Genomic DNA, 20,825 nt, shown 5'->3' with positions numbered 1-20,825 from the left:
TAGACTGGCACCATGCATTCACAGCCCTCTGATTCTGCCGACCTCGGCGATCTCTTCCATGCCGCTTTCCGAGGGCTGCGCCGGACTTGGGCCGAGCAACTGGCGCCGTGGGAGATGACGCCGCACCAGTGGCGGGCGCTCATGACGCTGATGCGACGGCGTCCATCCGGTGCCCAAGATGCCGGGGACCCGATGCGCTTGAAGGACCTGGCGGAACGGTTGCGCATTGCTCCGCGTTCGGCGACTGAGGTTGTGGATCAGCTCGAGGCCAAGGGCCTCGTCCGTCGCGACCCAGATCCTACGGACCGTCGGGCCACCCGGGTCGCCGCTACGGCAGCCGGGCAGCAGCTCTTTGCGAAGATCAGCGCCGAACGGCGTGGCAAGTCCTCCGAGTACTTTGCCCGGCTCAGTGCAGGGGATCGCACCGAGCTGGCGCGGATTCTGGGGCAGCTCGGAGATTGAGGCGAACGGCAGTCTATGCTCGACCCATGTCGCCTGATTTCTACTTTGCCGAGCTGTCCATCTGCGTCGATCAACTCCGCATCCTTGCCAGACAACCTGAAGAAAAGCTTGCACATTCGGTTCCCGCCTGTCCGGGTTGGACACTCGACGGACTTTTCGGGCACCTCGGTTCGATCGAACGATGGGCCGCCGAGATTGTTCTTCGGGGAAAGTTCGTCGAGGAACCTCCTGCCCCGTCCGTCGGCGCTTCAGGGTGGTTCCTTGAGAGGGCGAACTCGTTTCTTGAGACAATGGCAAGGATTGATCCAGAGAACGAGTGCTGGACTTTCGGGCCCCCTCCGCGCAAGGCCGGATTCTGGCTCAGGCGCCAGGCACACGAACACGCGATCCACCTTGTCGATGCCCGCATGGCATCCGGTCTAGAGGCCCCCGCTTTCAGCGAGGACTTCCTATTCGATGGCATCGGCGAGGTGTTGGAAATGTTCACCCCTCGCCAGTTGAGGCTAGGGCGGATGCCGCAACCGGAAGCGGCAGTGACCTTCAACGTCCCAGGATCCGGCGGATGGACCGTTGGTACGGGGCCCGTCGCGGCGTCGATTACCGCACCTCTGCGCAGCATGTACCTCGGTCTCTGGGGGCGTTCAGACCTCACAGATACCGCCGCCATCGAGGGGGATACTTCCCTTGCGCTCCGTGTCCTGAAAGGGCCAATCACGCCCTGAGAATCATCGGACACCTAAGCGGCTGTCGATACGGCCGTGATCGTTGGTGCGCTGGCCTTGTGGCTCGGCCCGGGCCGGACTTGTCTCCCAAGTTGCCGCTCAGTAGGTAGAGTCGAAGCCATGACTCGCCGGAAGGTACCAGCTGCCCTTGTCGCGATTCCTTTCGCTTTGTGCCTGATCGCACTTGCACCGGCAGGGACCGCAGTGGCCGCGCCTTGCGATTCGCCGGGCCTTCTTGGACTGGTCGGTATGTGCTCTCCGAGTAGCTCCCCAACTCCCCGCCCGTCGGGCAAACCTACACCGCCAAGTACGCCCAGCCCACCGGTACAACCGCAACCCCAACCGGATCCCGGAGCTACGGTTCCGGCTGGTGGGGCCTCACCCCCGTCGCCGGTGGCGACTGTGGAGCAGGACCCGATCAAGACCGCGCCGCCAGCTGCGACAGCGTCCGCATCGCCGTCGCTGATCGCCGCTCCTCTTGCTCCTTCCGTTCAGAATTCAGCGTCGGCGGTGGGTCCCAGGTTTGACCCCGGCGGCCCAGCCCCGAACAGCCAGCCCTCAGCACCGACCTTGTCTGTGGCGGGATTGTTATTGGCCTTTGGCGGAGCACTGATCGCCGCCGGGGGCATGGTGGGTCTCAGAAGATATCCGTCGCTTTAGGCGCGAACACCCGGCTTAGGTGGAACACCCGGCGTCTCCTCAGGAGACAGGTAAAGGCCGCCCCTCCCTCATTCTGTTGTGCGTTCCTAGGATTGAAAGCGAAGCCGAAAGCACACCGAACGAGGGATAAATTCGCCCCGGCCGGAGAATCACAAACAAGGAGAACAACATGACCGAACAATCCCGCGCCCAGCAACTCGTCGGGGACATCTCACCCAAACTGGCCTCACTCACCGACGACGTGCTGTTCGCCGACGTCTGGGAACGGACCGAGTTGGCCAAGCGCGACCGGAGCCTCATTACCGTTGCGAGTCTCGTAACGAGCGGCAGCACCGAACAGCTTCTTGGACACCTGCGCCTGGCGAAGGCCAACGGACTGACCGAGGCCGAATTGAGCGAGGCAATCACGCACTTGGCGTTCTACGCGGGCTGGCCGAAGGCGATGTCTGCCATGGCGGTCGCCAAGCAGGTGTTTGCCGAGTAGCAGTGTTCACGTCCGAGGGGCGCCTGGTGCCTCCATCTCCGGTTACTGCCGGAAGTTCAGGCCTGCGGGGGTTGCCCTTGGAGAGAGGCGATCTGTGCACGCGCGGCCTCGATGAGCTCATTGTTGGTGTTGGCGTGGCCGTTGAGGCCCCAACCGCCGTCGGGCGCTTCTGTGAGCAGAACCCAAGTGCGTTCGGGTAGCGTCGGGTCCGCCGCGGCGCTCGCGATGAGGGCGGTCAGCTCTTCGACCAAGACGAGCTGCTTGTCGCGGTCCAATGCGCCCGCGTTAGTGAGCACCTGGACCCGCACGTAGCCGCTGTCGCCGTCGACATTCGACAGGTCCCCTTCCGGGAGTTCATGGATGAATGCTGCCGTGTTCTTTCGGAACATCGGAATGTTCGGGACCTGCTCCACCCGCATCACAGTTGATGCCAGGTCAACCGCGAGCCGGTGCTTGTCCGCAAAGGTTCCGGTGGTGGCATATACGTCGATCATGGGCATGACGCTTCTCCTTTTCTAAGTTGGGTCAACCTTTAGCGTGTCCTCCGCTGGCCAAGCATTTGCGGATCGTCTGGCTTTACTTCCTTTGAGGTTCGGTTCTTCGGCCGGTACGGCATTGTGGGTTCTGACGCGAATCGCCGCGGGCCACTCCACATTGAAGGCGGGGCGTCGATTGCGTAGGCGAGGGCGTACGCCACCTTTTCGTAGTTGACGCGCCAGCCCCTGAAGTGGGGCCACGCCTGCTCCGCGGTCACTTCGACCGGGTAGTCGACGGCTCGCAGGAGTTCCACTGCCGTTTGGAAGTCTTCGAAAGTCACATCGAGTGGGGAATCGGGATCGGGGTCATCCTCCACCGGGATACGAATGGCCCGCGCCACTTGGTTCAGGCAGGTGAACCCCATCCGAAGAACCAGCCGCGCCCGGGTACTCGGTGCAGACCCCGGACTCAACGAAAGTTGCAACGCAGCCGCGTCCATCACGCTGAGCAGGGAGTTGAGCCAGTTCGATTGCGGAGCGGGTGAACGGAACCACACCAACGTGAGGTAAGTGCTGTGTGATTCTGCCACATCAGCGGCCCACCGCTCCCAGATGCGGTAGAGATCGCTAAGCTCGCTGGTGCTGTTCTGAGCGGCCATGCCAAACCGTGTGCGCACCAGAAGCTCAGGTCCCCACGACGGCGAGCCTGCTCTTGACACCAAGAGCGTGACTTCCGATTCACGCCTGTTGAAGGCCGCATAAAGCGTTGGCAGGTAGCCAATCTGTAAAGCGATGACTATCAACCCGGTATACGCGGCCGCGTACACCAACACTGTGTTGCCAACGTTCGACGGCGCAGCGTAGCCGAGCGTGAACATCGCGGAGCCGGCTTCACTAGCGGCTTGCCAGATGTCACCGTCGACGAAGGGAAGAAGCAGGAGGCTGAACGACAAATCGAACAGGATCACCCAAACAAGCAAGCGGACAAATAGCGACATCGGAGACTGCCAGGCAAGGATCCGGTCACGTACTTCGTACGAGGTCACGGGTCTTGTGATGGCAAGGAAGATTTTCGCCGTGACCAAGTGGGTCACCCGTGAAAGGCTGCTGTGCAGCGGTCGCGGCACTATCAGCGTTCCGATCACACTCATCCAGTTCAGGAGCAACCCAACCATCCCGACCGAAAAACACGCCCACACGATTACTGTCAATACACTCTTTCGACAATGCCGGACACCAATTCAGCCATTGTCCAAGGGAAGGGACAAAGCTGTGAGGCTCGTATCATTCATGCCCCCTCGATTCTTGTCAAGGGTGGTGGGCTCCGTCGTGTTGTAGGGTGTGCGATGTCACCCAGCAACGTATAGCCGGACAGCTCAGGAGATAACCATTTTGGCAAGCCATCTCATCCTCGGCGCGGGACTCGTAGGCGGGACGCTTGCGAGGCAGCTCACCGCCCGTGGCGACCAAGTCACTATCGGCACCCGCAGCGGCACTACGATCCCTGGCGCGGCTCCGGTGAAGCTGGACGCCAACAACCCTGCCGCCGTCACGCAGGCCGCACGCGGAGCCGACACAATCTTCGTTTGCACCAACCCGCCGTACACCGACTGGGTAGCAGACTGGCCTCCGATCTTCGACGCCGTAATCAAGGCGGCGCGTGACTCCGGGGCAGCTCTTGTGCTCATGGGTAACCTCTATGCCTACGGCTCCCCGGACGGTCCGATGACCGAGCACTCAGCGCTCGCTACGACCGAGAAAAAGGGCCTGGTGCGCAAGGCGGGCTGGGAGAAGGTGCTGGCGGCGCACGAACGCGGTGAACTCCGGGCCGCAGAGGTTCGGGCGAGCGACTACTTCGGCCCAGGGGCCGCTGGCATGTCAACGCACCTCGGTAGTGGCTTTTTCGAACCAGTGTTGGCTTCCAAAACGGCGCGCGTCGTTGGAGACCCCGCACTAGAGCACAGTTGGAGCTTCCTGCCCGATATCGCCGCGACACTGATCGCAGCCGCAGAGCACACAGGCGAATGGGGCCGTGCTTGGCATGTGCCGAGTGCGTCCGTCCCGCGCTCGGAAATCGTGCGGCAGGTGAATGAGCGCTGGGGCGTGAAAGGCCGGGTCGCCTCGATCCCGCAGTGGTCACTCAGAGCCCTCGGTACGGTCATTCCCATCCTGCGCGAGATCTCAGCCTCAAGCTACCAATTCAGGACGCCCTTCGTGATCGACTCCACGGAGACACAGAAGATGCTGGGTGTCACGGCAACACCATGGAACGAAGCTCTGGAAGTTACGGTGGACAGTTACCGCAAGCCCCCAACGAGCAGCTAAGGCGTCCTGAGGCTGCCTCAGGCAGCTCAGGGTCTTGCTACGATCGGCGCATGGAGTCCAGCGTTCCAAACATCCCGAGAGTGGTTCGCCTCGTCCACCTCGTTCCGAGTATCAGTTCAGACTCCGCACCGCCATTGGAGTTGCTCTTCCAACGAAGACTGGGCTCAGCCGGGCGGACCATCGTGGCTTGTGCTTTCGTTATCGCAACGATGGTCTGTGGATGGCCCGTCGCGATTCTGTGGACCTCGGACACGCCAGGCTGGTGGTTCAACGCGATCTTCACCGTGATGCTCGTCGGGCTCCCGATCGGCTTCTGGGCCGGGTATGTCGCGTCCGTCAGGGATGCCGCCCGGGAACGTGCTGCACAGCGGCAATGGAGCAGCCTGCGGGTAACCGCCCGGCCCATCCGGGGAATCGTTTCGTCCAGACGCGTAGGGTTCTTGGAAGAAGGGGGCGTGGCCTCATTCACGCTGACCGTCGCGACTGGCGAATCCGGCCTAGCTTCGTTCAGAGCTAATTGGCGCCCGCCCGCGGGCGGCCCGGCATTCCTCCTGGAGTCCCAGGTCCCGGGCATCGGCGCCGAGATCCGAGTCTGGGTTCCCAGTGAACCTCAGCCCGAACATCCGGTCTTCCTAGTTGAAGTCGCGGACCCGACAGTTTCCCATCACGGCGTCGGATAGCGCGCGACGCTCACCTGAACTGCCCTATCCCTTCCGCTCCCTTCCGCTCAACAGCCGCGAGTATGGCTTCGCCGAGTTCGGTCGGCTTGGTGAACTGGGGCCAGTGTCCGGTGGGCAGATCCATGAATTCGACATCGTTGATGCGCGCGAGCTCGGCCACGAAGGGGTGGCCGGATTCGATCCACTCGCCGAGCAGGCTGGAGGGGAACTCGCACGCGATGATGGTGGCCGGGACGTCGTAGCGGCGAACATCGTGCAGCCGCTGTTTATCGGTGGCCACGTTCTTTGGCTCCGGGATGGCGCGTGCGCGGAAGGCGGCGCGCAGCTCGTCATTGAGGTCCACGAGGTCCTCATTTTCGAAAAGCTCCCATGGCGGCAAGGGCACGGCGTCGCCCTCAACCGGCAGTTCGTCGTTGATGACGCCGCCCTCGCCAAGAGGGCCGCTGTCCACGTAAACCGCCCGGACCACGCGGTCCGGGCGGGCGTCGACGGCGCCGTGGATGATGGCACCTCCGCCGGAGTGGCCGACTAGAACAACAGGATTGCCGACGGCGTCTACAGCTGCCACTACGGCGTCGATGTGATCCCTGAGGCCGATGCCGGACCGTGGGGCATCAACGGCCTCCAGCCCAGGCAGCGTAAGTGGGTGGACGGTATGTCCCGCAGCAACGAGCGGCGGCGTGACCTCCGACCATGATGAGGCGTCCAACCAGAATCCGGGAACCAAGATGATGTCCATGCCGGTACCCTACGACGGGCCACCGACAGAATGAACCCTTCCGGTGTCCCGCGCGCCAGGACGCGCCAACAGCTCACACTGCCGCGGTCCGTCCCGATCGCAGGAGGGGCGCGAAGAACGCGGCGAGTTCCGCCGTCGCCGTGAGGGGCAAGACGTTCGCGACGTACTGGTCCGGGCGCACCACCACCATGAGGCCGGCACGGTCCAGGCCGCGCAGCGCGAAGATATCCGCCGAAGGATCCGTGCCGTAGACGTTCTCAAGGTAGGTGAGCCTGAACGGGCCCACCTGCGGCTTGAATACCTCCGGCACGGCGCCGATGTCGACGCTCGTGTGCTCCTGCTGGTAAATCACCTTCACGTCGAACCACGCGTCACGGTCAGCGCCCGACGGCGTTGCGGCCAGCGGCGAATCCGGCGAGTTCGCGATCCACTCGGCAAAGTCGACGACGGGCGACGGCGCGCCAGCTTCGGCCGCGTCCGCGAAGACATAGATGCGCCATCGTCCGTCCGCCTTGGCCTGGTGGCCGAGTTGGACCGGGTTGGTGTCGCAGACGCGCACCACGGGCGCGGATTTGAAACGCTTGCCGATGGTGTATCCCGTCGCCAAACCTTGGTGGGTGGGCTCGGCGATGAGCGGCGAGGGGGCGTAATGGGTCATGAAACCAGCAGGGAACTCTGCCGTGCTCACATAGAAGTTCTCCAGCTCGGTGGGATCCTCAAACTCCTCGGGCTTCTTCGCCATGAGCGTGGACCACTCTTTGTCGAAGTCGATGAGGTTCTTGGCAACCACTTGGCGCTCGGCCGAGTACGTGGACAGCAGGCTCTCCGGACTGCGGCCCTCGAGCACATGACCGAGCTTCCAGGCCAGGTTGAAGCCGTCTTGCATGGAGACGTTCATGCCTTGGCCGGCCTTCGCGCTGTGGGTGTGGCAGGCATCGCCCGTAATGAAAACGCGTGGCGTGCGGGTGCCGCGTTCCTCCGGCAGGACGTCGTCGAACCGGTCTGTCAGGCGGTGGCCGACTTCGTAGACGCTGTGCCAGGCGACGTTGCGCACATCGAGGGTGTAGGGGTGGAGGATGTCGTTCGCCTTGGCGATGATCTGCTCGATCGTGGTGTTGCGTACGGAGCGGTTGTCATTCCGATCCACTTCGCCGAGGTCGACGTACATGCGAAAGAGGTGTCCGCCTTCGCGCGGGATCAGCAGAATGCTGCCGCCCGTGCCGGACTGGATGGCGCACTTCGTCCGGATGTCGGGGAAATCCGTGACGGCGAGGACATCCATGACGCCCCAGGCATGATTGGCCTGGTCGCCGGCGAGGGTGCAGCCGATCGACTCGCGTACCTTGCTGCGCGCGCCGTCCGCGCCGACGACGTACTTGGCCCGGACAGTGCGCTCCTGGCCTTCGTTGGGTCCGGCGGTGTGGAGAAGGGTGACGGTGACGGGGTAGTCGCCCTCACCCGTGACCTCGAGGCCACGGAACTCGTATCCGTAATCGGGAGAGGTGCGGGTGGGGGAGTTCGCCATGAACTCGGCGAAGTAGTCCAACACGCGCGCCTGGTTGACGATGAGGTGCGGGAATTCGCTGATGTCTCCCGTTGGATCGTCGAGGGCGCGGGCGGTCCGGATGATGCGCGAGGGGTCCGCGGGATCCGGCTTCCAGAACGCCATCTCGGTGATCCGGTACGCCTCGGCGATGATCCGCTCGGCAAACCCGAAGGCCTGGAAAGTCTCGACACTGCGGGCCTGGATGCCGTCTGCTTGGCCGATCGCAAGCCTTCCGCTGCGGCGCTCCACGATCCGGGTTGTGACGCCCGGGAACTGGGACAGCTGAGCGGCGGCGAGCATGCCGGCGGGCCCGCTGCCAACGATGAGCACATCGACCTCGTCGGGAAGGTCCGTGGGTCTGTTGATGCCGACGCCGGCGGCTGGCTGGACTCGCGGGTCACCGGATACATAACCGTGGTGGTGGAACTGCACGGGCTTTCCTCACTTCGTTGTGCGGTGGTCTTAACGTTATCGGTGTTCGATATTAGAACTCGATGTTCAATAATCGAAACAATTATCTGATTCAAAACTGTACGGCAGGTGTGACGAAGGTGACAAGGGCTCCTGAAAACTCCCGAAAACAAGGGGTTGACGTCGCGAAGATCCCCGGCCATAGTTATCGTATACGATTTCGTACTCGATGAGGAGACAATCTTGGAACAGGTCACCGACCACATTCTGGCCGCGGCCCGCAAGGTCATCGCGGTGCATATCAACTACCCGAGCCGGGCCGCGCAGCGCGGCCGCACCCCGGAACAGCCGTCGTATTTCCTGAAGCCTTCGTCGTCCCTGACGGTCGGTTCGGCAGAAGTCCCGTCGACAGTGGAGCGTCCGGCCGGCTGTGAACTCCTCGGGTACGAGGGCGAGATCGCGCTGATCATTGGCAGGCCTGCCCGCCGCGTGAGCCTTGAGGACGCGTGGGGCCACGTCGGGTGGGTCACGGCCAGCAACGACCTCGGCGTCTACGATCTCCGCTACGCGGACAAGGGCTCAAACCTCCGGTCCAAGGGCGGCGACGGTTTCACGCCGGTGGGCCCCGCGCTGATCCCGGCCGCCGACGTCGACCCCTCCCAATTGCGCATCCGCACCTGGCATAACGGCGAACTCGTCCAGGACGACACCACCGAAGACCTGCTGTTCCCCTTCGCGCGCCTCGTCGCTGACCTTTCCCAGCTGCTCACCCTCGAACCCGGCGACATTATCCTGACCGGCACCCCGGCCGGCGCCTCCGTCGCCCAACCCGGCGACGTCGTCGAGGTTGAGGTCACCAGTGGCGGGATCAGCAGCGGTCGTCTGGCCTCCACAGTCGTGGAAGGTACGACGGCGTTCGCGGACTTCGGTGCCCGGCCCAAGTCTGATGACACGCAGCGGGAGGAAGCGTACGGTTCGCGGGAAGCGGCGGGCCTCACCGTCGTCGTGCCTGTCCTGACCCCGGAGCTGAAGAAGAAGCTCGAAAGCGTCGCCACCGCTACGTTGTCCAGCCAGTTGCGAAAGCGCGGGCTGAACAACGTGAGCATCGACGGTCTGCAGGCCACCCGTCCGGACCGCAGAGTGGTCGGACTCGCCCGGACTTTGCGTTATGTTCCGAACCGCGAGGACCTGTTCAAGACCCATGGCGGTGGGTTCAATGCGCAGAAGCGGGCCATCGATTCCGTCAACGAGGGCGAGATCCTGGTCATGGAGGCCCGGGGCGAAAAGGGCACTGGGACGGTGGGGGACATCCTGGCGCTGCGTGCCCAGATGCGCGGTGCCGCGGCGATCATCACCGACGGCGGCGTCCGCGACTACTCGGCGGTGGCAGGACTGGACATGCCCACCTACTTCGCCAACCCGCACCCCGCCGTGCTGGGGCGTCGCCACATCCCGTGGGACACGGATATCACCATCGCCTGCGGTGGAGCCACCGTCCAGCCAGGCGACATCGTCGTGGCCGACTCGGACGGCATCCTGGTGATTCCGCCGGCCATCGCCGAGGAACTTGTGGATGAGTGCATCGAACAGGAGAAGGAAGAAGCCTTCATTTTCGAGATGGTCAAGCAGGGCAACAGCGTGGACGGGCTCTACCCGATGAACGCGCAGTGGCGTGCCCGCTACGAGCAATGGGAAGGGGCCCAAGGTGACTGAAACCGCCGTCGGGAGCAAATCCGAGCAAGCTTATGCCGCCGTCAAGGCGCGCATCGTGGATGGCACTTACTCGCCCGGATACCGGCTGGTGCTGGCCAAGATCGCCGAGGACCTCGGCGTCAGCGTGGTCCCGGTCCGTGAAGCCATCCGCCGCCTGGAGGCCGAAGGGCTCGTGAAGTTCGAGCGCAACGTCGGCGCCACCGTCTCCGGGATCGACCCGACCGAGTACCTGTACACGATGCAGACGCTGAGCATCATCGAGGGGGCCGCGACGGCGTTATCCGCACCGCTGATCGGCCCGGCGGACATTGCCAGGGCCCGTGAGGTCAACGCGGAGATGCGGGACTGCCTGGAGCATTTCGATCCCGTCCGCTTCACGGCGTTGAACCAGGATTTCCACAGCGTGCTCTTTGAACACTGCCCGAATCCGCACATCCTGGACCTCGTGCACCGGGGCTGGAACCGGCTCGCCTCGATTAGGGCCTCGACGTTCCGCTTCGTCCCCGGGCGCGCGCATGAATCCGTGGACGAACACGAAGCGCTGCTCCAACTCATTGAAAGCAACGCCGACGCCGACACCATCGAACAAGCCGCCCGCCGGCACCGCGCCGCCACCCTGGACGCGTACCTCGCACAAAGCAACGCGGGGTCACTTAGCGCCCATTAAACGGGCCAACATGGGCCGTAAGTGACCCCGCGTTGCACTAGTAAAGGAAGAAACAATGACGTTCACTGCACCAGAAACCACCACCCACTACGTGCCGAAGGACCTTCCCGCCCACATCCAGCACTTCATCAACGGCCGGTTCGTTGACTCGATGAGCGGTAAGACCTTCGATGTCCTGGACCCGGTATCCAACACCAACTACGCCACCGCCGCGGCAGGGCAGAAGGAAGACATCGATCTCGCCGTCGCCGCGGCCCGCGAAGCCTTCGTGAGCGGTCCGTGGCCGAAGATGAAGCCACGCGAACGCGCCCGCGTCCTGAACAGGATCGCCGACGCCGTCGAGGCCCAGGAGGAGCGGCTCGCCGAGCTGGAGACCTTCGATACCGGCCTGCCGATCACTCAGGCCAAGGGCCAGGCCCTGCGTGCGGCGGAAAACTTCCGCTTCTTCGCGGACCTGATCGTGGCCCAGTTCGACGACGCCATGAAGGTCCCGGGCGCCCAGATCAACTACGTGAACCGCAAGCCGATCGGCGTCGCGGGCCTGATCACCCCGTGGAACACCCCGTTCATGCTCGAATCCTGGAAGCTCGCCCCGGCCCTGGCCACGGGCAACACCGTGGTTCTCAAGCCTGCCGAGTTCACGCCGCTCTCGGCCTCGCTGTGGGCGCAGATCTTCAAGGACGCAGGCCTCCCCGACGGCGTGTTCAACCTGGTCAACGGCCTCGGCGAAGAAGCCGGCGACGCCCTCGTGAAGCACCCGGACGTGCCGCTGATCTCCTTCACCGGGGAGACCACTACGGGCCAGACGATCTTCCGCAACGCCGCCGCGAACCTCAAGGGCCTCTCCATGGAGCTGGGCGGCAAGTCCCCGTGCGTCGTGTTCGCCGACGCCGACCTGGACGCCGCGATCGATTCGGCCCTGTTCGGGGTCTTCTCCCTCAACGGGGAACGCTGTACCGCCGGTTCGCGCATCCTGGTCGAGCGCGCCATCTATGACGAGTTCTGCGAAAAGTACGCCGCCCGCGCGAAGAACATCGTCGTCGGGGACCCGCACGACCCCAAGACCCAAGTGGGCGCACTCGTCCACCCCGAGCACTACGCCAAAGTGGCCTCGTACGTTGAGATCGGCAAGACCGAAGGCCGGCTGCTCGCCGGCGGCGGACGCCCGGAACACCTCCCGGAAGGCAACTACATCGCACCGACGGTGTTCGCCGACGTCGCGCCCGACGCGCGGATCTTCCAGGAGGAAATCTTCGGTCCCGTCGTCGCGATCACCCCGTTCGAGAACGACGACGAAGCCCTCGCCCTGGCGAACAACACCAAATACGGCCTGGCGGCCTACATCTGGACCCAGAACTTGACCCGCGCCCACAACTTCGCGCAGAACGTCGAGGCCGGCATGGTGTGGCTCAACAGCCACAACGTCCGGGACCTTCGCACCCCCTTCGGCGGCGTGAAGGCCTCCGGCCTGGGCCACGAGGGCGGCTACCGCTCCATCGATTTCTACACCGACCAGCAGGCCGTGCACATCACCCTCGGCGCTGTTCATACGCCCAAATTCGGCGCCTAAACGCGCTTCCACCCTCCTCAAAGAAGAGAGACAACAATGACCAACTTCGTCCCCACGCCCACCGTCCCGGCACCGGACATCGTCCGCTGCGCCTACCTCGAACTCGTGGTCACGGACCTCGCCAAGTCCCGCGAGTTCTACGTTGACCTGCTCGGCCTGCACGTCACCGAGGAAGACGAGAACACCATCTACCTGCGCTCCTTCGAGGAGTTCATCCACCACAACCTGGTGCTCCGCAAGGGACCCGTCGCCGCGGCCGCCGCGTTCGCCTACCGGGTGAAGTCCCCGGCCGAGGTGGACGCGGCCGAGGCCTACTACCGCGAGTTGGGCTGCCGGGTTGAGCGCCGCAAGGACGGCTTCACCAAGGGCGTCGGCGACTCGGTCCGCGTCGAGGACCCGCTGGGCTTCCCCTACGAATTCTTCTACGAGGTGGAACACGTCGAACGCCTCACCCAGCGCTACGACCTCTACTCCGCCGGCGAGCTGGTCCGCCTGGACCACTTCAACCAGGTCACCCCCGACGTTCCCCGCGGCCGGAAGTACCTTGAGGACCTGGGCTTCCGTGTCTCGGAGGACATCAAGGATTCCGACGGCGTCACGTACGCCGCCTGGATGCACCGCAAGCAGACCGTCCACGACACCGCCCTGACCGGCGGCAACGGGCCCCGTCTGCACCACATCGCGTTCTCCACGCACGAGAAACACAACATCATCCAGATCTGCGACAAGATGGGCGCCCTGCGCATCAGCGACCGGATCGAACGCGGCCCCGGCCGGCACGGCGTCTCCAACGCTTTCTACCTGTACATCCTGGACCCGGACGGGCACCGCATCGAGATCTACACCCAGGACTACTACACCGGGGACCCGGACAACCCCACCGTCACCTGGGACGTGCACGACAACCAGCGCCGCGACTGGTGGGGCAACCCCGTGGTCCCCTCCTGGTACACCGAGGCCTCCCTCGTCCTGGACCTCGACGGCAACCCGCAGCCGGTCATCGTCCGTGAGGAAAAGAGCGAAATGGCCGTCACCGTCGGCGCCGACGGCTTCTCCTACACCCGCCAACCCGAGGACGGCCCCGCCGGGGAAAAGAAGGGCTTCAAGGTCGGCTCCCAGCTCTAGGCTCGCAACGCTAAACGTATGCTGACCGCAGGATGCCCGAACGGAGTGTGGAGATGCTTGACCCGAAGACGATAGAAGCGATTGCGGACGAACTACTGGAGGCCGGCAGGTCCCGGACCCCGATTCCGCGCCTGACTGCCCGCTACCCGGACATGACGATGGAGGATTCCTACGCCGTGCAGCAGTTATGGCGCCGCCGGAACGAGGAGGCCGGCCGGAAGCTGGTAGGCCGCAAGATCGGGCTGACGTCCAAGGCCATGCAGGCCGCCACGGGCATCACCGAACCCGACTATGGCGCCATCTTTGACGACATGGTCCTGGAAACGGGATGCTCCGTGGCATGGGACCAGTACACCCACCCAAGGGTGGAGGTGGAGCTGGCCTTCGTGCTGAAGAAGGACCTCGCCGGACCCGGCTGCACCATCTTCGACGTCCTGAACGCCACCGACTACGTGGTTCCGGCCCTCGAGATCCTGGATTCAAGGATCGAGATGGAGGGCCGGACCATCGTGGACACCATTTCGGACAACGCAGCCATGGGTGCCATGGTGATCGGCGGCAACCCCGTGAAGCCGGACGCCGTCGACCTCCGCTGGGTCTCAGCGATCCTCTACAAGAACCAGACCGTGGAGGAAACCGGCGTCGCCGCGGGCGTCCTGGACCATCCCGCGAACGGCGTGCACTGGCTCGCCAACAAGATCGCCCCGCACGGTGACGGGCTGAAGGCCGGGGAGATCATCCTCGCCGGCTCCTTCACCCGCCCGCTCTGGGTGTACAAAGGCGATACCGTCCACGCCGACTACGGACCCTTGGGAGTTGTCACATGCCGGTTCGAGTAGAACCAGACCGCACGTTCCGTCAAGCCTTGGCCTCCGCGGACCGGCCCCTCGCCGGGATGTGGGTGTGTTCCGGCAGCCCGCTGATCGCCGAACTGTGCGCCGGGGCCGGCTTGGATTGGCTCCTGATCGACGCCGAGCACAGCCCCAACGGCCTTGAATCCATCCTCGCCCAACTGCAGGCAGTCCGCGGCTACCCCGTCCAGGCCGTGGTCCGCCCTCCGGCCAACGACACCGTGCTGCTCAAGCAATACTTGGACCTGGGCGTGCAGGACCTTCTCATCCCCATGGTCAACACGGCTTTGGAGGCGCAAGCTGCGGTGGCTGCTGTCCGCTACCCGCCGCATGGCGTGCGGGGCGTCGGCTCGGCCTTGGCCCGCGCCTCGCGCTGGAACCGCATCCCGGACTACCTCACCCGCGCCTCGGAGACGGTCAGCGTGACGGTCCAGATCGAAACCGAGGCCGCCGTCGCGGCGGTGGAGCACATTCTGGCGGTCGACGGCGTCGACGCCATCTTCGTCGGTCCCTCCGACCTCGCCGCTTCCATGGGCCTGCTGGGACAGCAGGAACACCCGAAGGTGCGCGCCGCCGTCGAGCACTGCCTTTCCGCGGCGAGGACGGCGGGCAAGCCGGCAGGCGTTAACGCCTTCAACGAAGGCACGGCGCGGGGGTACATGGCCGCGGGCGCGTCCTTTGTGCTGGTCGGCGCCGATGTCTCGCTGCTGGCGCGCGGTACCGAAGCACTCGCGCACAAGTTCATTCCGGCAACGCCCGACGGCGGAGCGCCCTTTGGCGGGACAGGTGACACGCCGTCGAGCTACTGAACTAAGTAGGTAGTCGGCACTCTTCCGGAGGTCCTTGGACGGAGCTACATTGGATATCCCGAGGCCGCTCGGAGGGCGGCCGAGGAGGGGCCGTCCGCAATTTCAATGGAGCATGCCGTGGTCGCGCAACCAGATGTCAATCCTCAACAAACTGCAGCACCTGCCCAACCGCCGGCTGCAAGGCGTTCAGGCCTCCCGGAGTACGATCTTCGGGCGGTTTACGTCCCGCAGTCCGGGCTGTTCCGAGATGATGAGGGGCGCGAATTCTTCGTGACTGCCGTGGAATTCTGGGAGCACGCGACGGTAGTCAGTCTGTGCTGGAAACGCAGGCCCGTGGCAGGGCAGGGAAGTCCGTCCTTGGTTGCCACGGATGAGCACGACCGTGTGCTGGGCTTGAAGCGCATCTGGAACGTTGGTGCGCGATCGATCCAACACTTTGAACCGATTTCAACGTCAGCCCGCGCATTGACGGTGCTCATCGCCAGGAAAACAGGAACGCAGGAACTGTTTAGCTGCAGGACGCCTCCGGCAAAGAAAGAGGCGATGACGAGCTAGCGGCGCGGTCTGGGCTGGCCCGCGGAAATATCAATACCGGGTGATCCCATAAGAAAAGTGCATGGGAAGAACCTATATGGGCTGCCAAGGAGGCGAAACAACGTCAGATAGCACAAGCGTCATAAGTGCCCCTTATTGATTCGACCGGCGCTAACCGCGGCTTCGCCCGAGGCGCCGCGCCCGGTCCCGGGCGCTCCAAAAGTTCCGGTGACACCACTCCCGTCACCGGAAATACAAGCTGGCGGCCACGAATTTCGCGGCCGCCAGCACCCGTTTTCCGGGAGTGTCAACGAGAAGGGCGACGCGCGACCTGGTTCCTGGCAAGCTTTTTGGAGGGCCCGACGTCGGGCCCTCAGTCCTGGTGGAGCGCTTGCGTCAGGTGGTGCGTGGGGATGCGGTCGCGGTCGTAGGTGATTTCCGTGTAGCCGTGCGGTTCCGGCCGGCCGTCGTGCCCGAGGTTGACGAAGACGATTTCCTCGATGGTCAGGATGCTCTCGCGAGTGATCATGTTGCGCACCTCCGCCCGCATGGTCAGTGAGGTCCGGCCGAAGCGGACTGCCGTCAGGCCCATTTCCACGAGATCGCCTTGGACGGCTGAGCTCACGAAGTTGATTTCGGAGATGTACTTGGTGACGGCGCGGCCGTTTCCAAGCTGGAGGATCGCGTAGATTGCCGCTTCCTCGTCGATCCATTTCAGCAGGCTTCCACCGAACAGAGTGCCGTTGGCGTTGAGGTCCTCCGGACGTATCCATTTGCGGGTCCGGAACGTGATGTCAGCCTTTTCCATAATGCGAGATTAGCCGAGGCCGGGCCCCCGCGTCTTGTACGGCGTGCCATGCTTCGCGGGACTCCGTAACATGGATAGGGTGCACCCGGGTCAGGGCACAACACAACACGCCGATTCGCGCACCATGCGGCAGACCGGGAACGCGCTGGAGGAACACCATGAAGATTGACAAGACCCACCGTAGTGCTGGGCTCACCGCCCGGCCTTCCGGCTGGAACCGCTGACTATGCCACCGTTGGACGTTGTGCTGGGCGCCTGGTCAATGAACTGGCCCGCCTTGGTCATTCTTGTTGCCGCCGTCATCCTGTATTCAAAGGGCCTGGTTGCCGCCAAGCGCCGGGAGATCCGGTGGCCTTTGTGGAACTCCTTTGCCTTCTTTGCCCTTGGCCTCGGTAGTTTCGCTGCCCTCAGCTTTGGATTCCCGGGCACCTACAGCCACGACCTGCGGTGGGCTTTCACCCTCAAAGTGACGTCTTATCTGTTCGTGGTCCCATTGTTGATTGGCCTGGGAAAGCCGCTGACGCTGGCAAGGCAGACCCTGGGTCCGGGGGGTGCAGAACGGGTGGAGGCGATTCTCCGGCACAGGCTGGTCCGGATGCTCAGTAACACACTCGTGGCGGCGCTTCTGGGGCTCGCCATGTTCACGGTGTTCCTGACCCCGCTGTTCTATGTGCTCCGGACCAACCCGGCCGCCGACATCATCCTGACTTTGCTGGTGCCTGTCATGGGCCTCCTCATGACGGTCCCGATCATGGAAGACGGTGCAGGACGCACCGGATCGCTCATTGTGGTCGAGTTCATCTTCGTATTCATCGAGCTGCTCGCCGACGCCGTGCCGGGCGTCCTGATGCGGCTCAGCCCGGGAATTCTCGACGGCGCCACGTCAGTTTTGGGCAATCAACCAGGTTGGTTCCCCTCACCGCTGCGCGACCAGCAACTCGCCGGGGACCTGATGTGGTTCCTCGCGGAGATCGTGGACCTTCCCCTCATCATCCTGATGTTTGTCCGGTTCTCCCGTAGCGACAAACACGAGGCCAAGAGCTTCGACGACCTGAGCGATGAAGAAATTGAAGCCCTGAATCGGGCACATCTGGGCCAGGGCGGACGCAGCTTGGATTGATCCGGGGCGGCCCTTAGGCCATCGCGGTGTGCGATGCGCTATGCGAATCGATCGGCTTCGCGTAGCACTGCGAGTGGCTGACGCCGATGTACGGACCGAAGTTGGGCACTGCGGCGAAGCCGGCGCTTTCGTAGAAGCTGCGACCATCCGATTGGGCCGATCCCGCTTCCGCTGTGATCACGCTGAAGCCGTGGGAGTGCGCTTGCGCTTCCAGCGCGGCCAGGATGGAGCTCGCCACTCCCGACCCCCTGGCGTACGGGACAACGTAGAGGCGTTTGATTTCCGCAGTCTCGGCGTCCAAGATCCGCAGACCGCCGCAACCCAGGGGCTGTCCAGAGCACTTTTCGTAAGCCACCACGAAAACGGCAGTATCCGCTTCCGATGGTGCGGGTCCGGGCTCGTGGTCTGAGTTGCCGAATCGCGAGTCCAGTTCCGCTTGCTGGGCGGCGCGGAGGTCTGCACCCACGGGGTTGGCCCAGGTGACCTGTTTGATGTTGAGCCGCGGATTGGTCTGCATCGGAACCTCTTTCGCCGAAGGGGGTTATGCAAATCAAGCCTAAGAAGCGGGGGTTACCGCAGTGTTTCCTCCGCGTAAGCGTCCGGAGAAATGCCGCGCGCTGGGCCGATCTTAAGACAGGCGTTATTCGAGGGCGTCGCCCGTGGGATCCTCCGCTGTCCGGTCGGCCAAGGCAAGTCCGCCCACAGGGCTTTGGTCCCAATGCTGCAGGCGCCAGCCACTCTCCGGGTCGCCTTCGAGCACCACGATTCCGGTGTTCTGCAACTGGTGGGTGGCGGCGAAATCGCGGCCGACATCGACTGCGCGGCGCCCGGCCCAGCAACGGATCGCCGCACCGTGGCTGACCACGACGGCGGTCTCGTCGCCCGCCGCCGCCACCTTGGCGATGGCTGCGTCGTAGCGGGCGAAGAACTCGTGACCGTCACCCGCTCCTGGCATGCGGACGTCCAATTCGCCGTCGGTCCAGGCAAAAACCGTGCTCATGTACCGGTGGTGCGATTCGTGGTCGGTGAGCTTCTCCAAAGCACCCGCCTCGATCTCCTGCAGACCCTCCAACACGGTGGTCTCGAGTCCCAGGGCTTTGGCGAGTGGGGCGGCGGTCAGTTGGGTGCGGATCAAGGTGGACGCATAGATGGCCGTAATGTCTTCGTTGGCAAGGGATGCCGGGAGTGCGGCAGCTTGACGTTCGCCGAGTTCAGTCAGCCCCGGACCGGGAAACGCCGTGTCCAATTGGCCCAAGACGTTTCCGGGGGTTTGCCCGTGGCGGATAAGCAAGAGCCTCATGCTGACACAGTCCTAACAGTCGATTCGGAAATGCCGGGTCCACGCGGCGTTGCGACCCGGTGACTTTCAGCCAATCAGGCCCGGCACCTAGGCGCCGGGCCGACACGCCGCTCGTTCGGTCGGCAGCGCAGCGGGCGAGCGACCGGCGCAGGCGTCCGGACCCGCGAGCGTCCGGACCCGCGAGCGTCCGGAGTCGGCGCTGACGGTGGGCAAGAGCTCCGTGCCCTGGCCCGCCGTCGAACGGTTGCCACCTCTTCCGCAGTGCTGCGTCCTACTTCAGGTGGTCCACAAGTTGATTGGCGATACCCGTGTACCTTCCCGGAGTCAGGGCCAGCAGCCGCGCCTCGGCCTCGGGGGAGAGCCCCAGACCGGAGACGAACTCCTGCATACGGGCAGCGTCGACACGCTGGCCGCGGGTGAGATCCTTGAGACGCTCGTACGGGTTCTCCATTCCCTCAACGCCGGCGATGGCCTCCGCCCGCATGACCATCTGGATGGCTTCGCCCAGGACTTCCCAGTTTGTGTCGAGATCGGCCGCCAGTACCTCCTCGGCAACGTCCAGGGCTTTCAGTCCCTTGGCGACGTTTGAGATTGCAAGCAGCGAGTGCCCGAATGCGACGCCGATGTTGCGCTGCGAGGAAGAGTCCGTGAGGTCTCGCTGCCACCGGGAAGTAACCAGGGTGGCGCCCAGAGTGTCCAGCAGCCCGTTGGAGATCTCAAGGTTGGCCTCGGCGTTTTCGAAGCGGATCGGGTTGACCTTGTGCGGCATGGTGGAGGACCCGGTGGCGCCTGCGACCGGGATCTGGCGGAAGTATCCGATGGAGATGTAGCTCCAGATGTCCGTGCAGACGTTGTGCAGGATGCGGTTGAAGCGCGCAACGTCGGCGTAGAGTTCAGCCTGCCAATCGTGGCTCTCGATCTGGGTGGTCAACGGGTTCCAGGTCAGGCCCAAGCCTTCAACGAAGGACTGGGCTACGGCCTGCCAGTCGGCGCCCGGAACGGAAGCGACGTGTGCCGCGTACGTACCGGTAGCCCCGTTGATCTTCCCCAGGTATTGGGTCTTGGAAACGCGGTCCAGCTGGCGGTTCAGGCGATGCGCGACGACTGCCAGTTCCTTGCCCAGGGTGGTGGGTGTGGCGGGCTGGCCGTGCGTGCGGGAAAGCATGGGGACGGCGCGGTTTTCCTCGGCCATCGCTTCGATCTGCTTCACCAAGGCGCTGGCCGCCGGGAGCCAGACATCCTCCACGGCGCCCTTGACGCCCAAGGCGTAGGAGAGGTTGTTGATGTCCTCCGAGGTACAGCCAAAGTGCACCATTGCGGTCAGGTTCTCGATACCGATCGCCGGAAGGCGACGGCCGATGTAGTACTCAACAGCCTTGACGTCGTGGACCGTGACTGCTTCGATTTCGGCGAGTTCCGTGACCGAAGCGGCGTCGAAATCGGTGACGATGCCGCGCAGCTTCTCCTGCTGTTCGGGGGCCAGGGGGCCGGCGCCAGGGAGCACATTGTTATTAGTCAGGTGGATGAGCCACTCGACCTCGACGGCCACACGGTCGCGGTTGAGGGCGGCCTCGGAAAGGTAGTCGACCAGGGGAGCGACGGCGGACTGGTACCGGCCGTCCAGCGGGCCAAGGGCGATCGGCTCCGGCGACGCGGCAAGGGCCAGGCGTCCAGAGGGCGTACGGGTAACAGCGGCGGCGACGGTTTCAGGCATGAGGCAATTCTTTCACGAACTCGCTCTGCGTCATTAAGCGGTACTTCTCTATGTGCAAAACCACTCTGCTTCCCCTCCATAGCCATGTTTCCGGCAGTTTGTCCACATA

Annotated in this window: 20 protein-coding genes; 12 read left to right on the top strand and 8 right to left on the bottom strand. The window is 64.0% G+C overall.

The features are described 5' to 3' along the window. Window positions 1-12: 12 nt before the first annotated feature. The 3 genes from OOZ51_RS10880 to OOZ51_RS10870 all read left to right on the top strand — a co-directional run bounded on the left by OOZ51_RS10880 (window position 13) and on the right by OOZ51_RS10870 (window position 2,328). A complete protein-coding gene (locus tag OOZ51_RS10880; protein WP_265979530.1) occupies window positions 13-462 on the top strand; it encodes a MarR family winged helix-turn-helix transcriptional regulator in 450 nt (149 codons plus the stop codon). A gap of 26 nt (window positions 463-488) precedes the next feature. Further along, window positions 489-1,184: a maleylpyruvate isomerase family mycothiol-dependent enzyme gene (locus OOZ51_RS10875; RefSeq protein ID WP_265979529.1), complete on the top strand. Its 696-nt coding sequence runs from the start codon at window positions 489-491 to the stop codon at window positions 1,182-1,184. A gap of 829 nt (window positions 1,185-2,013) precedes the next feature. Next, complete coding sequence (locus OOZ51_RS10870; protein WP_265979527.1) at window positions 2,014-2,328, top strand: carboxymuconolactone decarboxylase family protein; 315 nt, start codon at window positions 2,014-2,016, stop codon at window positions 2,326-2,328. Between the two features lie 56 nt (window positions 2,329-2,384). On the opposite strand, the gene OOZ51_RS10865 is transcribed toward OOZ51_RS10870, so the two are convergent. Together OOZ51_RS10865 and OOZ51_RS10860 are read right to left on the bottom strand one after the other, a co-directional pair. Continuing rightward, entirely contained in the window at window positions 2,385-2,828 is a 444-nt protein-coding gene (locus OOZ51_RS10865; RefSeq protein WP_265979526.1) for a tautomerase family protein, read from the bottom strand. A gap of 32 nt (window positions 2,829-2,860) precedes the next feature. Next, the gene (locus OOZ51_RS10860; protein ID WP_265979525.1) at window positions 2,861-4,015 is read right to left on the bottom strand and encodes a hypothetical protein; all 1,155 of its coding nucleotides are present in this window, start codon (window positions 4,013-4,015) and stop codon (window positions 2,861-2,863) included. Window positions 4,016-4,196: 181 nt separating this feature from the next. Here OOZ51_RS10860 and OOZ51_RS10855 point away from each other — a divergent pair, with 181 nt between their 5' ends. Next, window positions 4,197-5,129 (top strand): NAD-dependent epimerase/dehydratase family protein, encoded by a 933-nt coding sequence (locus OOZ51_RS10855; protein ID WP_265979524.1) that lies wholly within the window; start codon window positions 4,197-4,199, stop codon window positions 5,127-5,129. Between the two features lie 50 nt (window positions 5,130-5,179). Beyond that, window positions 5,180-5,809, top strand: coding sequence for a hypothetical protein (locus OOZ51_RS10850; RefSeq protein WP_265979523.1), 630 nt, complete (start codon window positions 5,180-5,182; stop codon window positions 5,807-5,809). 10 nt (window positions 5,810-5,819) lie between these two features. On the opposite strand, the gene OOZ51_RS10845 is transcribed toward OOZ51_RS10850, so the two are convergent. Further along, window positions 5,820-6,548 (bottom strand): alpha/beta fold hydrolase, encoded by a 729-nt coding sequence (locus tag OOZ51_RS10845; RefSeq protein ID WP_265979522.1) that lies wholly within the window; start codon window positions 6,546-6,548, stop codon window positions 5,820-5,822. Between the two features lie 73 nt (window positions 6,549-6,621). Then, the gene (locus OOZ51_RS10840) at window positions 6,622-8,526 is read right to left on the bottom strand and encodes an FAD-binding monooxygenase (protein WP_265979521.1); all 1,905 of its coding nucleotides are present in this window, start codon (window positions 8,524-8,526) and stop codon (window positions 6,622-6,624) included. 222 nt (window positions 8,527-8,748) lie between these two features. Between OOZ51_RS10840 and OOZ51_RS10835 the strand changes: the two genes are divergently transcribed. From OOZ51_RS10835 to OOZ51_RS10810, 6 genes are read left to right on the top strand one after another with little or no spacing between them, the layout of a single operon-like run. Next, entirely contained in the window at window positions 8,749-10,218 is a 1,470-nt protein-coding gene (locus OOZ51_RS10835; RefSeq protein WP_265979520.1) for a fumarylacetoacetate hydrolase family protein, read from the top strand. Continuing rightward, entirely contained in the window at window positions 10,211-10,885 is a 675-nt protein-coding gene (locus tag OOZ51_RS10830) for a GntR family transcriptional regulator (RefSeq protein ID WP_265979519.1), read from the top strand. The genes OOZ51_RS10835 and OOZ51_RS10830 overlap by 8 nt, the downstream gene beginning before the upstream one ends. A gap of 55 nt (window positions 10,886-10,940) precedes the next feature. Then, window positions 10,941-12,455: a 5-carboxymethyl-2-hydroxymuconate semialdehyde dehydrogenase gene (gene hpaE, locus OOZ51_RS10825; protein WP_265979517.1), complete on the top strand. Its 1,515-nt coding sequence runs from the start codon at window positions 10,941-10,943 to the stop codon at window positions 12,453-12,455. A 36-nt stretch (window positions 12,456-12,491) separates the two neighbouring features. Further along, window positions 12,492-13,580, top strand: a complete 1,089-nt coding sequence (gene hpaD, locus OOZ51_RS10820; RefSeq protein ID WP_265979515.1) for a 3,4-dihydroxyphenylacetate 2,3-dioxygenase — start codon at window positions 12,492-12,494, stop codon at window positions 13,578-13,580. A 53-nt stretch (window positions 13,581-13,633) separates the two neighbouring features. Next, complete coding sequence (hpaH, locus tag OOZ51_RS10815) at window positions 13,634-14,419, top strand: 2-oxo-hept-4-ene-1,7-dioate hydratase (protein WP_265979513.1); 786 nt, start codon at window positions 13,634-13,636, stop codon at window positions 14,417-14,419. Then, on the top strand, window positions 14,404-15,240 hold the full coding sequence (locus OOZ51_RS10810; RefSeq protein WP_265979512.1) for an HpcH/HpaI aldolase family protein: 837 nt from the start codon (window positions 14,404-14,406) through the stop codon (window positions 15,238-15,240). The genes hpaH and OOZ51_RS10810 overlap by 16 nt, the downstream gene beginning before the upstream one ends. Window positions 15,241-16,147: 907 nt before the next feature. Here OOZ51_RS10810 and OOZ51_RS10805 read toward each other — a convergent pair. After that, on the bottom strand, window positions 16,148-16,582 hold the full coding sequence (locus OOZ51_RS10805) for an acyl-CoA thioesterase (protein ID WP_265979511.1): 435 nt from the start codon (window positions 16,580-16,582) through the stop codon (window positions 16,148-16,150). A gap of 226 nt (window positions 16,583-16,808) precedes the next feature. On the opposite strand from OOZ51_RS10805, the gene OOZ51_RS10800 reads away from it, so the two are divergent. Next, window positions 16,809-17,702, top strand: coding sequence for a cytochrome c oxidase assembly protein (locus OOZ51_RS10800; RefSeq protein WP_265979510.1), 894 nt, complete (start codon window positions 16,809-16,811; stop codon window positions 17,700-17,702). Window positions 17,703-17,715: 13 nt separating this feature from the next. On the opposite strand, the gene OOZ51_RS10795 is transcribed toward OOZ51_RS10800, so the two are convergent. The 3 genes from OOZ51_RS10795 to purB form a co-directional block, all read right to left on the bottom strand. Next, the gene (locus tag OOZ51_RS10795) at window positions 17,716-18,219 is read right to left on the bottom strand and encodes a GNAT family N-acetyltransferase (protein ID WP_265979508.1); all 504 of its coding nucleotides are present in this window, start codon (window positions 18,217-18,219) and stop codon (window positions 17,716-17,718) included. Between the two features lie 123 nt (window positions 18,220-18,342). Next, window positions 18,343-19,002: a histidine phosphatase family protein gene (locus tag OOZ51_RS10790; RefSeq protein WP_265979507.1), complete on the bottom strand. Its 660-nt coding sequence runs from the start codon at window positions 19,000-19,002 to the stop codon at window positions 18,343-18,345. A gap of 271 nt (window positions 19,003-19,273) precedes the next feature. Further along, window positions 19,274-20,716 (bottom strand): adenylosuccinate lyase, encoded by a 1,443-nt coding sequence (purB, locus tag OOZ51_RS10785; RefSeq protein WP_265979505.1) that lies wholly within the window; start codon window positions 20,714-20,716, stop codon window positions 19,274-19,276. Between the last annotated feature and the right edge of the window lie 109 nt (window positions 20,717-20,825).

Origin of the sequence: Arthrobacter rhizophilus (assembly GCF_026241105.1) — a bacterium.
Classification (GTDB): domain Bacteria; phylum Actinomycetota; class Actinomycetes; order Actinomycetales; family Micrococcaceae; genus Arthrobacter.
The sequence above is the reverse complement of the archived record's forward strand: the minus strand, read 5'-3'. Positions and strand labels throughout refer to the sequence as shown.

Bases quoted from the DNA above. Each gene is read 5' to 3' on its own strand.
- OOZ51_RS10845 (WP_265979522.1), bottom strand. From the start codon at position 6,548: ATGGACATCATCTTGGTTCCCGGATTCTGGTTGGACGCCTCATCATGG.
- OOZ51_RS10805 (WP_265979511.1), bottom strand. From the start codon at position 16,582: ATGGAAAAGGCTGACATCACGTTCCGGACCCGCAAATGGATACGTCCG.
- OOZ51_RS10865 (WP_265979526.1), bottom strand. From the start codon at position 2,828: ATGCCCATGATCGACGTATATGCCACCACCGGAACCTTTGCGGACAAG.
- OOZ51_RS10870 (WP_265979527.1), top strand. From the start codon at position 2,014: ATGACCGAACAATCCCGCGCCCAGCAACTCGTCGGGGACATCTCACCC.
- hpaE (WP_265979517.1), top strand. From the start codon at position 10,941: ATGACGTTCACTGCACCAGAAACCACCACCCACTACGTGCCGAAGGAC.
- purB (WP_265979505.1), bottom strand. From the start codon at position 20,716: ATGCCTGAAACCGTCGCCGCCGCTGTTACCCGTACGCCCTCTGGACGC.
- OOZ51_RS10880 (WP_265979530.1), top strand. From the start codon at position 13: ATGCATTCACAGCCCTCTGATTCTGCCGACCTCGGCGATCTCTTCCAT.
- OOZ51_RS10850 (WP_265979523.1), top strand. From the start codon at position 5,180: ATGGAGTCCAGCGTTCCAAACATCCCGAGAGTGGTTCGCCTCGTCCAC.
- hpaD (WP_265979515.1), top strand. From the start codon at position 12,492: ATGACCAACTTCGTCCCCACGCCCACCGTCCCGGCACCGGACATCGTC.
- OOZ51_RS10800 (WP_265979510.1), top strand. From the start codon at position 16,809: ATGCCACCGTTGGACGTTGTGCTGGGCGCCTGGTCAATGAACTGGCCC.
- OOZ51_RS10790 (WP_265979507.1), bottom strand. From the start codon at position 19,002: ATGAGGCTCTTGCTTATCCGCCACGGGCAAACCCCCGGAAACGTCTTG.
- OOZ51_RS10795 (WP_265979508.1), bottom strand. From the start codon at position 18,219: ATGCAGACCAATCCGCGGCTCAACATCAAACAGGTCACCTGGGCCAAC.
- OOZ51_RS10810 (WP_265979512.1), top strand. From the start codon at position 14,404: ATGCCGGTTCGAGTAGAACCAGACCGCACGTTCCGTCAAGCCTTGGCC.
- OOZ51_RS10875 (WP_265979529.1), top strand. From the start codon at position 489: ATGTCGCCTGATTTCTACTTTGCCGAGCTGTCCATCTGCGTCGATCAA.
- hpaH (WP_265979513.1), top strand. From the start codon at position 13,634: ATGCTTGACCCGAAGACGATAGAAGCGATTGCGGACGAACTACTGGAG.